13 protein-coding genes are annotated in these 13,253 nt (G+C 71.2%); 4 read left to right on the top strand and 9 right to left on the bottom strand.

What is annotated here, in order from left to right:
- Positions 1-47 precede the first annotated feature (47 nt).
- On the top strand, positions 48-437 hold the full coding sequence (locus AXK60_RS18370) for a DUF5319 domain-containing protein (RefSeq protein WP_068522523.1): 390 nt from the start codon (positions 48-50) through the stop codon (positions 435-437).
- Between the two features lie 58 nt (positions 438-495).
- On the opposite strand, the gene AXK60_RS18365 is transcribed toward AXK60_RS18370, so the two are convergent.
- Genes AXK60_RS18365 through AXK60_RS18355 form a run of 3 tightly spaced genes read right to left on the bottom strand, consistent with a single transcriptional unit; the run spans position 496 to position 3,204 of the window.
- Positions 496-1,728, bottom strand: a complete 1,233-nt coding sequence (locus AXK60_RS18365) for an anti-sigma-D factor RsdA (protein WP_068573378.1) — start codon at positions 1,726-1,728, stop codon at positions 496-498.
- A gap of 1 nt (position 1,729) precedes the next feature.
- Positions 1,730-2,302 (bottom strand): sigma-70 family RNA polymerase sigma factor, encoded by a 573-nt coding sequence (locus AXK60_RS18360; protein ID WP_068573376.1) that lies wholly within the window; start codon positions 2,300-2,302, stop codon positions 1,730-1,732.
- 20 nt (positions 2,303-2,322) lie between these two features.
- Positions 2,323-3,204: a hypothetical protein gene (locus AXK60_RS18355; protein ID WP_068573374.1), complete on the bottom strand. Its 882-nt coding sequence runs from the start codon at positions 3,202-3,204 to the stop codon at positions 2,323-2,325.
- A gap of 375 nt (positions 3,205-3,579) precedes the next feature.
- Here AXK60_RS18355 and AXK60_RS18350 point away from each other — a divergent pair, with 375 nt between their 5' ends.
- Positions 3,580-3,882: a WhiB family transcriptional regulator gene (locus tag AXK60_RS18350; protein WP_068573457.1), complete on the top strand. Its 303-nt coding sequence runs from the start codon at positions 3,580-3,582 to the stop codon at positions 3,880-3,882.
- 74 nt (positions 3,883-3,956) lie between these two features.
- On the opposite strand, the gene groL is transcribed toward AXK60_RS18350, so the two are convergent.
- From groL to AXK60_RS18330, 4 genes are all read right to left on the bottom strand, one after another.
- On the bottom strand, positions 3,957-5,564 hold the full coding sequence (gene groL, locus AXK60_RS18345; RefSeq protein ID WP_068573372.1) for a chaperonin GroEL: 1,608 nt from the start codon (positions 5,562-5,564) through the stop codon (positions 3,957-3,959).
- Between the two features lie 92 nt (positions 5,565-5,656).
- Positions 5,657-5,956, bottom strand: coding sequence for a co-chaperone GroES (groES, locus tag AXK60_RS18340; RefSeq protein ID WP_068573370.1), 300 nt, complete (start codon positions 5,954-5,956; stop codon positions 5,657-5,659).
- A gap of 148 nt (positions 5,957-6,104) precedes the next feature.
- Positions 6,105-7,898, bottom strand: a complete 1,794-nt coding sequence (locus tag AXK60_RS18335) for a DUF2339 domain-containing protein (RefSeq protein ID WP_068573368.1) — start codon at positions 7,896-7,898, stop codon at positions 6,105-6,107.
- Between the two features lie 47 nt (positions 7,899-7,945).
- Positions 7,946-9,511, bottom strand: coding sequence for an MFS transporter (locus AXK60_RS18330; RefSeq protein WP_082778106.1), 1,566 nt, complete (start codon positions 9,509-9,511; stop codon positions 7,946-7,948).
- A gap of 61 nt (positions 9,512-9,572) precedes the next feature.
- On the opposite strand from AXK60_RS18330, the gene AXK60_RS18325 reads away from it, so the two are divergent.
- Complete coding sequence (locus tag AXK60_RS18325; protein WP_068573366.1) at positions 9,573-10,034, top strand: MarR family winged helix-turn-helix transcriptional regulator; 462 nt, start codon at positions 9,573-9,575, stop codon at positions 10,032-10,034.
- Here AXK60_RS18325 and AXK60_RS18320 read toward each other — a convergent pair whose 3' ends face one another.
- On the bottom strand, positions 10,035-10,730 hold the full coding sequence (locus AXK60_RS18320; RefSeq protein WP_068573364.1) for an alpha/beta hydrolase: 696 nt from the start codon (positions 10,728-10,730) through the stop codon (positions 10,035-10,037). It lies immediately after the preceding gene.
- 72 nt (positions 10,731-10,802) lie between these two features.
- On the opposite strand from AXK60_RS18320, the gene AXK60_RS18315 reads away from it, so the two are divergent.
- Positions 10,803-11,666, top strand: a complete 864-nt coding sequence (locus tag AXK60_RS18315; RefSeq protein ID WP_068573362.1) for an AraC family transcriptional regulator — start codon at positions 10,803-10,805, stop codon at positions 11,664-11,666.
- A 43-nt stretch (positions 11,667-11,709) separates the two neighbouring features.
- On the opposite strand, the gene AXK60_RS18310 is transcribed toward AXK60_RS18315, so the two are convergent.
- A complete protein-coding gene (locus AXK60_RS18310; RefSeq protein ID WP_082778105.1) occupies positions 11,710-13,206 on the bottom strand; it encodes an MFS transporter in 1,497 nt (498 codons plus the stop codon).
- Between the last annotated feature and the right edge of the window lie 47 nt (positions 13,207-13,253).

The following is a 13,253-nucleotide window of genomic DNA, read 5'->3' as shown; positions in this document are numbered from 1 at the left end:
GCGCGTGTGACTGGCCAGAACAGGGCATTTCTGCGTACCGTGGGGGCGTGCGCAACAATCTTCCCCCCGGCCTTCCGCCGGACCCGTTCGCCGACGATCCGAGCGACCCCACGGCCGCTCTGGACTCGCTCGATCCCGGCCAGCCCCTCGATCCCGCCGAGCGGCTCGCCGTCGAGGAGGACCTGGCGGACCTGTCGGTCTACGAGGCGCTCCTGGCCCATCGCGGCGTCCGCGGCCTGGTGATCTGCTGCGACGACTGCCAGGAGGATCACTACCACGACTGGGACATGCTGCGCGCGAACCTGCTGCAACTGCTGGTGGACGGCACCGTCCGGCCCCACGAGCCGGCCTACGATCCCGCGCCCGACGCGTACGTCACCTGGGACTACTGCCGCGGCTACGCCGACGCCGCGATGAACCTCGCGAACGAGGAATAGGCCCCCGAACCGACGAAGGCCCCCACCGCACGGTGGGGGCCTTCGTGGTCGTCACGGACTACCGCGGGAACAGCTCCGGAGGGAGCACCGTGGTCGTCTCCGTCGCCGCGGCCGTCGACGTGTTGGTCGTCGTCCGGGGCGGCGTCGTGGTGGTTGTCGTCGCCGGCGGGGTCGTCGTCGTGGTGACCGTCGGCGGCGGCGTGGTCACCGTCGGCTCCGTCGTCGACGGTTCCGTGGTCGTCGGCTCGGTCGTCGTCGGATGCGTCGGCGTCGGCGTCGGCCGCGGTGTGGTCGGACGCGTGGTCGGCACCGGCGTATCGAGGATCGTCGGATACGGCACCGTCGTCGGCGGCGTGGTCGGCACCGTCGAGGGCGAGGTGGGCGGTGCCGAGGGCGTCGACGGCGCGGACGTGGGCAGGTCGGTCGACCCGACCGGCAGCCCGGCGCGCGCCTCCGCGGCCCGGATCCGCTCCTCGAGCGCGGCGCGGTCCTTCGCGTTCTTCACCTTCGCGGCCTGCTGCCGGGCGCTGACCAGCGCCGTCTGCGCCGCCGCCTGATTGCTCCCGCTGATCTCCTCGTCGGCCTTCGCGATCTGCGCCTTCGCCTCCGACGTGGCGACCGTCTGCGAGGCGGCGTCCGAGAACACGACCTCCTTGACGCTCCACAGCGCACCGTCGCCCGGGTCGGCGGAGTTCACGAGCACGCCACCGCCGCCGATGATCGCCACGGCGGCCGCAGCCGAACCGGCGATCAGGCCGAACCGGCGGTTCCGCCGCGACGGCGCGTTCGCGATGTCGGTCACGTCACCGTCGCCCGACGGTGCCTCCGGCGCGCCGTCCGGCGTTCCGCCCACGAGCGGCGCCGGGGGCGGCGGCACGGGGCGGGTGGGCCGCGCGGAGCGCATGCCACGGCCCCGTCGGCCGCCACCGGTGGCGGCGACGATCTCGTCGATCGACGGGCCCGAGGGCACCGGCGTCGTGACGATCTCGTCGCGCCAGTCGGCGAGCAGCGATGCGAGTGTGAACTCGGTCTGATCCGCGGTGGTGACGGCGCCGCCGGCGGCGAGGGCCTCGATCAGGTCGTCGTCCCGCCGGACCGCGGCCACGTCGACGGGAGCACCGTCGTCCGTGACGCGGTCGACGAAGCCGGTGTCGCCGTCGCGGAAGTCGCGGGGACCACCGGGGCGCATCGGGCGCATCGGCGGACCCAGACGGTGAGTGGCCGTGCGCTCGGGGTCCTGGGGATCGAAACGCCCCTGGTTGTTCCCGGGCTTGTTCGTGTCGTCGGCCATGTCAGTTCTCACCTTCTTTCGCGATCTGGTTCTTCAGCTTGGACAGCGCTCGGTGCTGAGCGACGCGGACGGCACCTGCGGTACCGCCCACCGCCTCCGCGGTCTCCTCGGCCGACAGGCCGACGACCACACGGAGGATCAGGATCTCGCGCTGTTTCTCCGGGAGCGTGCTGAGCAGGCGGGCCATGTCGCGGCTCGCCTCCGTGGCGAGCGCCTGACCTTCGGGCCCGCCGTCCAGCGACGCTCTCTCTGGGATCTCGCTGACGGGGTCGGATTTGTTACGCGCTGCGCCACGGAAGCCGTCCGCGACCTTGTGCGCGGCGATGCCGTACACGAACGCCATGAACGGGCGTCCCTGGTCCTCGTACCGGGGCAGAGCCGTCATCACAGCCATGCACACCTCCTGCGCGATGTCTTCAGCGGACAGCGAGTGACGCTCGCCACCACCGACCCGCGCGCGGCAGTACCGCACGACGAGGGGTCGGATGGTGTCGAGAACATCTGCGAGCGCGGACCTGTCGCCGCGCGCTGCCTCGCGCACGGCCCGGTCGAGCTCCTCACCTGTCAGATTCATCGCCAGCCTGCATCCTGCCGTTACAACCGTGCCAATCCCGCGCCATGGCGAATCCAGTCCGCCTCCACGGCCGCAGCCTCGCGCGCGAACGCCTCCCCATGCCCCACCTCCGACAACGCGACCAACATCTTCGCTCCGGCCCACCTTAGAGGATCGAGCCCCTCCGAGGTGGCGACGCCGTACGCCTCCGTCGTGAGTTCCCGCGCCCGGTCCGGGTCGTCCGACGCCATCGCCGCAGAACCCGCGATGAGCAGCGTCTTCGCATGGTGCCGCGGCGCGGTCGGCCCCGGGTCGGCCGACAACAGGGGATCTATCGCCGCGGCCGCTGCCGCTGCGTCCCCGGTGTACACGGCGAGCTCCGCCGCGACCCACTCGCGTCGCAGCCGGGCGCGCGGCACCGTCCACCACGGGAGATCGCGCGACGAGGCGGCACCGGACCGTTGCGGACCCGCAGCTCCAGCCGCACGGAGATGCTCGTCCGCGCGCGCGAGCAGGCGGGCGCTCAATGCGTGCCGGCCGGTACCCAGAGCGTCCGCAGCGAGTCCCACCGTCGCATCGACCGTCAGCGCCACCGACAAACCATATCCTGGTTGTCCATCGATTGAACTCGCAAGGCTCAGTGCGGCACCGTCGGGCAGCGCGGCGGCCCGGTGCGCGCCGGACTGCCGGAGCATGGAACCCTCCAGGCAGCGCGCCGCCGCGGCGAACGGCCCCGCGGTCACGCCCGCGGTCAGCACCCGGGCGGCCGCGAACCGCCCCGTCCCGGCGAGCGCGACGGCGCGCAACCAGACCCGACCACCGGCCGAGTCCGCGGGACCCGGCACTCCCGCCGTCGCCCCGAACGCCGCCGCGAGCAGACCCTCCGCAGAGACGGTCGCCGGATCCTCATGTCCAGTTTCCAAAGATTTAACCTTCCACAATTTGCAGCAGCGACAATGGTGTCGAACGGTCGCACACGGGCGCTAATGTTACCGGCTTGTAAAGCGTTTGCCGGGCGTCTTCCATGTCGCCGCGACCGCAGGTCATAGCTCGTTGGGCCGCACAATGCACGTTCACCTGCGACGACCGCCACCGCACTCCCGAGGGTCACGGACGCAACACTGGTCCATATACCCCGGAATGAATGAACGCAACGTTAATTCTCACGGTGACCGAAGCCGCCCCGCAATCGCCCGCAGCGGGTTGACCTTCGTCTAGCGAACTGCATACGGTGAACGAGCGAGAGGAACAACGACGTTTCCACGCCAGCGAGATCGCCGAGTGTTTGGAGAATGCGCATGCCTCAACCCAACGAGCTCCCCGGTCCCAACGCGGATTTCTGGGACTGGCAGATGCACGGCGTGTGCCGCGGCGTCGACAGCTCGGTGTTCTTCCACCCCGACGGCGAGCGGGGCCGGGCGCGCGCGCAGCGCGAACGGCGCGCGAAGGAACTGTGCCGCACCTGTCCCGTGCTGACGCAGTGCCGCGCGCACGCGATCGCGGTCGCGGAGCCCTACGGCATCTGGGGCGGCCTGTCCGAGTCCGAGCGCGCCGCGCTGGCGTCCAAGGCGCGCGTCAAGACGAGCCGCATCGCAGGCTAGCCCCGACGACGGAGCGCCCCCGACCTTCCGGTCGGGGGCGCTCCGCGTTCGTGCCGGTCGCGCTGGGGATCCTCCTAGTGGGAGTGTCCCGCGTGCGCGTCCTCGGGCTCCTCCGCCGGCTTGTCGACGACGGTGGCCTCGGTGGTGAGGATCATCCGGGCGACCGACGCGGCGTTCACCACGGCGCTGCGGGTGACCTTCACCGGGTCGATGACGCCGTCGGCGATGAGGTCGCCGAACTGCAGGGTGGCGGCGTTGAAGCCCTCCCCCGTCTCGGTGACCCGGTTGACGATGACGGCGCCGTCCGCGCCCGCGTTGGTGGCGATCCAGAACAGCGGGGACGTCAGTGCGCGACGGAACGCGCGCACGCCCAGCTGGAAGTCGCCCTCGCTGCCGTCCTCGAGGTCGGCCAGCTGCGCGCTGACCTTGACCAGCGCGGTGCCGCCGCCGGACACGATGCCCTCCTCGACCGCGGCACGAGCAGCGGACACGGCGTCCTCGACGCGGTGCTTGCGCTCCTTGAGCTCGGTCTCGGTGTGCGCACCGACGCGGATCACCGCGACGCCACCGGCCAGCTTCGCGAGGCGCTCGGAGAGCTTCTCGCGGTCCCAGTCGGAGTCGCTGTTCTCGATCTCGGCCTTGATCTGCGCGGTCCGCTGCTGCACGTCCTCCTTGGACCCGGCACCGTCGACGATGGTGGTCGAGTCCTTGGTCACCTCGACGCGCCGGGCGCTGCCCAGCAGGTCGACGCCGGCCGTGGCCAGCGAGAGGCCCAGGTCGGTGTTGATGACGGTGCCGCCCGTGACGATGGCGAGGTCCTCGAGGAAGGCCTTGCGGCGATCACCGAAGAAGGGCGCCTTCACGGCGACGGCGCGGATGGTCTTGCGCAGGGTGTTGAGGACCAGAGTCGAGAGCGGCTCGCCCTCGACGTCCTCGGCGACGATGAGCACCGGCTTGCCGGTCTCGAGGATCTTCTCGAGCAACGGCAGGAAGTCGGGCAGCGAGGTGATCTTGTCGCGGTAGAGCAGCACGAGGGCGTCGTCGAAGACGACCTTGCGCTCCTCGAGGTCCGTGACGAAGTTCGGGGAGATGTAGCCCTTGTCGAACTGCACGCCCTCGGTGACGACCACGTCGGTCTCCACGCCCGAGCTCTCCTCGACGGTGACGACGCCGTCGGCGCCGACCTTGCCCATCGCCGAGCCGATCATCGCGCCCAGCTCCTCGTCGCGCGAGCTGACGGTCGCGACCTGCGCGATCGCCTTCTCGCCGTCCACCGGAGTGGCCTGCGAGACGAGGATGTCGGCGGCCTTGTCCGCAGCCGCGCCGATGCCCTTGCCGAACTCGATCGGGTTGGCGCCGGCCGCGACGTTGCGCAGGCCCTCCTTGACGATCGCCTGCGCGAGCACGGTGGCGGTCGTCGTGCCGTCGCCGGCGATGTCGTTGGTCTTGGTCGCGACGGACTTGACCAGCTGGGCGCCCAGGTTCTCGACCGGGTCCTCCAGCTCGATCTCCTTGGCGATGGTCACACCGTCGTTGGTGACGACGGGGCCGCCGAAGGCCTTGGCGAGCACCACGTGCCGGCCGCGGGGGCCGAGGGTCACCTTGACGGCGTCGGCGAGCTCATCGATGCCGGCTTCCAGGCTGCGGCGTGCGTTCTCGTCGAATGCGATCTGCTTAGCCATGTTTCAAAGCTCCTAAGGCTCTGGTGGAAAAGCCGGACCGCCCCGCCTCAGCTTCGGGCGGGGCGGTCCGGACTTCGCACGTGTGCGGCCGACTACTTGCCGATGACGGCGAGGACGTCGCGCGAGCTGAGCACGAGGTACTCCTCGCCGTTGTAGTTGAACTCGGTGCCGCCGTACTTGCTGAACAGCACGGTGTCGCCCTCGTTGATGCCGGTCGGGACCCGGTTGCCCTGCTCGGTCACGCGGCCCTCGCCCACGGCGACGACGGTGCCGGTCTGCGGCTTCTCCTTGGCGGTGTCCGGAATGACCAGGCCCGACGCGGTGGTGGTCTCGGCCTCGGTGGCCTTGACCAGGATCTTGTCGTCAAGCGGCTTGATGTTCACGCTTGCCACAGTTCGCCTCCATGTATGGATGTTCGGTGTCATGTTGTCTGGCCCGAAAGTCACAGCCGTCGTCGCGGGTGCCGGCGTCACCTTGTGTGCGCGGGGTGTCCCGCACACACGAACCACTTAGCACTCTACCCATGGGAGTGCTAGCACTTCAAGGGCGGGACTGACTGCGCGCGGCATGGACCGCACCGACCGCGAGGAGGCCCACCCCGACCACGAGGAACGCGGCGACGCGGACGGCGCCGTCGAGGGCGGCCAGGTCGAAGAGGAAGAGCTTGGCGACGGCCCCGCCGATCATCGTCGGCCCCGCCACGGTCGACACCGTTCCTCGCGGCGTGCGGCGCTGCAGCAGCAGGTAGGCGCCGGTCGCCATCCACGCGACGGTCGCGATGCCGTGGCCCCACAGCATCCCCTCGGTACCGCCCAGCGCGGAGCCGAGATTGGCCAGCAGCGCGGTCGCGGCTCCGAGGGCCGCCCCGCCGCCGGTCACGCCGATCACCGCACGGGCCTCCGTGGGCACCAGCGGCAGCAGGCGCCACACGGCCGAGACGGCGAGGGCCACCGCGAGGGCCGATGTCGCGATCGCCGCCGCGCTCCCCGACGCCGGCGCGACGGGGTCGAGGCGGGTCACCGTCGAGCCGAACCGGCCCAGCGCCACGAGCAGCCCCACTGCGCCGAGCCCGACGCCCGCCCAGCAGGCCGACGGTTCGCGGCGGGCCGCCACGAGCGCGCCGGCGCCGAGACCCAGGACGACGGCGGCGAGCCACGGACCGGGCACGGCGACGACGGACCCGATGAGGGCGGAGAACGCCGCGACGCCGAACCACGTGCCGCGCACCGACGGTGCGGTGCCGGGCAGGAGGCCGAGCGCGACGGTCGATGCGACCAGCGCGAGGGCGGCGACCGCCGCGGCCCAGTCGGGCGCGCCGATCTCGGCGAAGAGCACCGGCAGCGCCGCGACGATGCCGGCGGAGACGAGCGGCCAGCACCGTCCGGCCCGAGCGGCGGGGTCCGCGGCGGCGAGCAGCCCGACGACCGCGGCGAGCACCGCGCCGCCGAGGACGGGCAGGGAGTCGGCCGTTCCGGCCGCGAGGGCGAGGACCGCGAAGGTGCCGGACGTGCCGACCGAGCGCACGACGTGCAGCCACGGCCACGCCGCGGGTCGGGCGACGCCGATCGAGGCGATGGCGAGGATGAGGACGAATCCGCCGAGCAGGTAGGCGTTGTCGGCGAGCGGCGGCGCGAGCACGTAGATCGGGGCGAAGAGCGCGATCCCGAGCCATTGACTGCGCCAGCGCGAGGCCAGGGCGAGCCCGGCGAGCGCGATCAGGCCGGAGCCCGCGAGGCCGGCGACCGGGTGGACCCAGTGGTAGATCCCCGTGACGGCGACGACGTCGAGGTAGGCGGCGGCGATGCCGGTCGCGGCGAGCGCGGCGGCGCCGAGGCGCCCACCGGGCCGCGCGTGCAGCCAGAGGGCGGCCCCGAGCAGTCCTCCTGCGAGCGCGGTCCCGAGACCGACCCGGACCGCGGGCCCGAGGAGCCCCGCCTGAGCGGCGAGCACGAGGAGCAGAGCGACGCCGATGAGGGTGACCAGCACGCCGGCCCCGGCGAGCACGCGGGCCACTGTGAAGGCGGCCTTCCGGTCCGGGCGGTTCGGCGCGGGCACCGGGCTGAAGGACGCGGGCGCGAAGGGGGCCCGCCGGACGTTCGCCGGATGGAAGGGTGTCGGGGCGGGTGGCGCGGGCCGGGGGTGCGGCGCGGGAACCCGCGGAGCCGGACGGTGCGCGGCGGGGCGGTGCGCCTGTGAGATGAGCACGGGCCCGACGGACGGCTGCTGCAGCGCGCCGAGCTGGCCCTGCATCCACTGCAGCCGCTTGACGGTGATGTCGAGTTCGGTGGCGAGCCGGACGATCCGGGGATCTGTCTGCGCGATGATCTGAGGCATACCCCTACGCTGCCGCGCCGGGATGCGGCGCGGCAGCGTAGGACTACTCAGTCCCGGGCGGTACTTCCCACCTCGGGGCCTCGAACGTCGGCCGGGACCTCCGGGCCGGGGACCGGCGCACCGTCGGACCTGCCCGGGCGGGCCAGGGCGAGGACCGATACCGTGCCGGCGAGGCCGACGAGCGTGAGCCCGACGACGACGGCGATCGCGGTGGTCATGCCCGGCAGCAGGTGGCCGGGCAGCGCCTCGGTCCCGGCGCTGGTGGTGATCGCGGTGACGACGGCCATCATCACGGCGCCGCCGACCTGGATGAAGGTGTTGAGCAGGCCGGACGCAAGGCCCTGCTCGTCGTCGGAGACTCCCTCGGTGGCTTGCGAGTTCACCGCCGGGAAGGTGAGGGCGAAGCCCACGCCGAGCAGCAGGATCGTCGGGAACAGGAACAGCCAGTAGCTGGCCCCCGCCTCGGCCCGGAGGAACCAGACGTACGCGCCGAGGAACGCGGTCAGGCCGACGGCGACGAGGACGGTGCTGTTCACGCGGTCGAGCACCGCGTCGATCTTGGTCGCCGACGCGACCACGAGCAGTCCCGCGGGAAGGAACGCCAACGACATGGCGACGGGGCTCCAGCCCAGCGAGTCCTGGACGTACAGCGTGACCAGGAACTGGAAGGCGGCGTACCCGCCGAACATGACGAAACCGGCGAGGTTGGCGTGCACGAGCCGGACCGACTTGAGGATCGCGAGCCGCACCAGCGGATGCGGGTGCTTGACCTCGGTCACGACGAATGCCACGGCGAGCAGTGCGGACACGGCGAACAGGATGAGTACGGTCGGCGAGGCCCAGCCCAGGTGGGGCGCCTGGACCACCGTGTACACGAGGATGAGCAGGGCTCCGGTCGAGGTCAGCGCACCGGCCACGTCGAACCGCTTGAGGGAGAAGGTCTCCGACGGTGCCGTGTGCGGGATGACCTTCCAGCCCAGGACGAGTAGCGCGAGGGCGATCGGGCCGGGGAAGAGCAGGGTCAGGCGGTACGAGACCTCGGTGAGCAGGCCGCCGAAGACGAGGCCCAGTGAGAAGCCCGAAGCGCCGCAGACGGTGTAGATCGAGAAGGCCTTGTTGCGCGCGGGGCCCTCGGCGAAGGTCGTGGTGATGATCGACAGCCCGGCGGGGACGGTGAACGCCGCGGCGACGCCCTTGATGAAGCGCAGCGCGATGAGGGCCGCGGGGAGGTCGATGAATGCCGTCGCCACGGAGGCGACGCCGAAGACCGCGACGGCGCCGAGGAAGACGGGCCGACGGCCGATGAGGTCGGCGGCGCGCCCGCCGAGGAGCAGCAGGCCGCCGTAGCCGAGCACGTAGCCGGAGACGATCCACTGCAGCGAGGACGGGTCCATGCCGAGCGCGGCCTTGATGGACGGCAGTGCCACGCCGACCATCGAGATGTCGAGGGAGTCGAGGAACAGCGCCCCGCAGAGCACGAGCAGCAGGAGCCAGGTCTTGGAGGTCCAGCCGCCGGCGGTGGTGACGTGGTGCGCGGGTGCGGGTTCCGGGTTCGACGGTGCTGTCGGGGGTTCGTGTGTCGTGGTCACCCGAGGAACTCTATGCGCATGCATTGAATGTGTCTACATATATTTCGGGGGAATATTTTGCGGGCGTCCGGTGTAGACTGCGGACATGAGCGTCAAAGGCGACGTCGTGACCGTCCACGCGAACACCTGCACCCCCGCGGACGACGCGTTGGCGGAGCAGTGGCACCGGCTGATGCGCGACTACGCGCGCATGACCTGCGCGCTGGACCGCGCGCTGGGGGCACACGAGCTGACCTCGTCGGAGTTCGAGGTCCTCGAGCAGCTGGTCCGCGCCCGCGCAGCCGATGGCGGCAAGGTCCGCATGTCGGATCTGGCCGAGCACGTGCACCTGTCGCAGTCCGCACTGTCCCGGCTGGTCGCGCGCCTGGAGAAGGACGGGCTGGCCGTGCGCAGCATGTGCGAGAGCGACCGGCGGTCCGTCTTCACCACGATCACCGACAGCGGCCGCGAGCGCTACGACGCGGCTCGGCCGACGCAGCGCGCCGTGCTGCGCGCCGAGTCGGCCGAGTGCGAGATGCGCGAGTACCTGTGCGGCGACGAGGCCTGATCAGCCGGCCAGTGCGGCGACCGCCCGATCGATGAGGTCCGCGATCTCCCGCGGGTGCGAGGCCAGGGAGGCGTGACTCGCCTCGAGCTCGATCACCTCACGCGCTCCCATGCGCTCGGCCATGCGGCGCTCGTTGTCCGGGTGGATCATCCGGTCCTGCGTGGACACCTGATACCAACTGGGCCGGTGCCGCCAGGCCGGATCCGTGACGGCGTCACCGAAGGTCGACCCCAGCGGCGCCTTCTGGGTCACGGCCATCACCAACGCGGCGTCCTCGTCGAGATCCTGGGCGAAGCTGTCGCGGAACCGGTCCTGCGCGATCCACAGGTAGCCGTCGGAGTCGGGTGCGATCGCGTCGAACGCCGCGGGCGGATGCTGCTCGGTGATCGCGCCGGGGCTCTCGCCCGCGTCGGGGGCGAACGCGGCGATGTACACCAGCCCCACGACATCGGGATGGTTCCCGGCCTCGGTGATCACCGCGCCGCCGTAGGAGTGTCCGACGAGCAGGACGGGCCCCCGCACCTGGGCCACCATCCGCCGAGTGCGCTCCGCATCGTCGGCGAGTGAGGTGAGCGGGTTCTCCACCGCTCGCAGCTCGGGGTAGCCGCGCCGCCGCAACTCGACGATGAGCTCACCCCAGTGGGCCGCACCGCCCCAGAATCCGTGGACCAGGACGATCGTGGGCTTCTCCGTCATCGCTCGTGACCTTTCGTGTGCTGTGACCTATCCTTGCCCTGTCCACGCTAGAAGGATGCGGAGTCAATTCCCATGCCTGATTCACCCTCTTTCTTTGCCGATCGTCCCGATGATCCGCCGGACGCGCTGAGCGTGCTCCTGCGCGCGGTGCGTCTGCGCGGCGGTCGCGTCCGGCGCGGGAGCGCGACCGTACCGGTCGTGCTGCGCGTCGCGGACCGCCGGGTCGCGCATCTCGCCGTCTCCCCCGGCATGGCGGTGCACGTCGGCGGTACGACGGTGCCGCTCGCCCCGTCCGACATGGCCCTCCTGCCGCGCGGCGACGAGCACGTACTGTCCGGGCCGGCAGGCGCCGAATGGGTGACCGGCGAGTTCACGGCGGACCATGCCGTCGCCGACGCCGTGCTCGCCGTGCTCCCGCCCGTCATCCACTGCGCCGGCGCCGCACCGGACGCGCAGTGGCTGCGCACCAGCCTGGAACTGTTGCTCCGCGAGACCGATTCACCGAGCCCGGGGAGCGATGTGATGGCGGCGCGGATCCTCGACCTGCTGTTCATCCACGCCCTGCGCCGATGGGCGGCCGAGGCCGAAGCCGCACCCGGATGGCTCACCGCGGCGATGGATCCGAGGCTCGGTCCCGTGCTCACGGCGGTGCACGATCATCCCGAACACCCCTGGAGCATCGACGAACTCGCGCGCGTCGCCGCGCTGTCCCGGTCCGCGTTGGCGGCGCGGTTCACCCGCTTGCTCGGCGTGCCGCCGGCGGCGTACGTCACCGCGCAGCGGCTCGATCGAGCGGCGGAGCTACTGCGCGACACCGATTCTCCGGTGGGCGAGATCGGAGCCGCCGTCGGTTACGCCTCCGAGGCCGGGTTCAGCCGCGCCTTCCACCGACGCTTCGGGGCGCCACCGCTGCGCTGGCGCGGCACCGTCGGGTAGGCGGCGCCGCCACACGACCGGCCCCGCGTCGACCGAAGCGCGGCTACTCCGAGGCCTCGGCGACCTTCGGCTTCGGGATCATCAGGGCGATGACGCCGGCCAGCAGCGCAGCGACCGCGGCGACCACGAAGATCGTCTCGAACGCGCCCTGCGTGGGGATGACGTGCCCGGCCATCGTCACCGACTTCGACGAGATGATCGCGGCGGCGACCGCGGAGCAGATCGTGGTGCCCAGCGAGCGCATCAACGCGTTCAGGCCGATCGCGGCGCCCGTCTCGCTCTGCGGGACCGAGGTCATGATGATCGTCGGCATGGCGGCGTAGGCGATCGCGACGCCGACGGTGCCGACGATCGACGCGAGCGAGAGCTTCCAGGCCGCGTCCATGAGGAAGAAGGCGAGCACGTAGCCGCCGGCCACGACGAAGGCGCCGATCGCAAGGGTGACCGCGGGACCGACCTTCTTGATGAGGATGCTCGACACGGGCGCGAAGATCATCATCATCATGATGCCACCGGGCATCATCCAGAGGCCCGCCTCGAGCATGCTCTTGCCGAGCCCGAAGCCGGTGGCCGTGGGGAACTCCATGATCTGCGGCACGCACAGCATCATCGCCATCATGCCGAAGCCGATGGTCACGGTCGCGATGTTGGTGATCAGCACGCGCGGCCGCGCGGACGTACGCAGGTCGACGAGCGGATCCGCGTGGCGCAGTTCGAAGAATCCCCACGCGACGAGCACGGCGAGACCGCCGATCAGCAGCCCGAGGGTCGAGCCCGAGGTCCAGCCCCAGTCGTTGCCCTTGGTGACGGCCACGAGGGTGGCGACGAGGCCGACGGCCAGACCGATCGAGCCGATGACGTCGATGCGCCCACCGACGCCGGGGGCACCGTCGGGCAGGACGAACAGGACGGCGGCGAGGATGAGCCCGGCGAGCACCGTCGAGACCCAGAACAGCATGTGCCAGTCGTAGGTCTGCGCGATCCACGCGGACAGCGGGAGGCCGATGGCGCCGCCGACGCCGAGGGTCGCGCTCATCGCGGCGACCGCGGTCGCGGTCATCGACGGCGGCGTGACCTCACGCATCATCGAGATGCCGACGGGGATGAAGGCCATCGCCAGGCCCTGCAGCACGCGGCCGACGAGCATGAGCACGAGCCCGGTGGACAGCGCCGCGGCGAGCGAGCCGGCGACGAGCAGTACGGCACTGAGCACCAGCACACGGCGCTTGCCGATCATGTCGGCGAGGCGTCCGCCGATCGGCATGGCGACGGCGGCCGCGAGCAGCGTGGCCGTGATGACCCACGAGGCATTGGCCGACGAGGTGTTGAGCAGCTGCGGCAGCTCGGGCTGGATCGGGATCACCAGCGACTGCATGAGCGCGGCGACCATGCCGCCGAAGCACAGGATGACGACGGTCACCAAGGGATGATTCCGGCGCGAGGCGCCGGGTGCGAGCGCACCGGAATCGCCCGGCGCAGTAACGGTGCTGGTCACGAGGACCGCCTCTCTGAAGACTGAACGAATGTGTGTAACATACATATCGTTGAACACTGCAACTGTATGCCCCGTGAGCATGCGGTGCAACA

The sequence above is a fragment of the Tsukamurella pseudospumae genome, from assembly GCF_001575195.1.
Lineage (GTDB): Bacteria > Actinomycetota > Actinomycetes > Mycobacteriales > Mycobacteriaceae > Tsukamurella > Tsukamurella pseudospumae.
The sequence above is the reverse complement of the archived record's forward strand: the minus strand, read 5'-3'. Positions and strand labels throughout refer to the sequence as shown.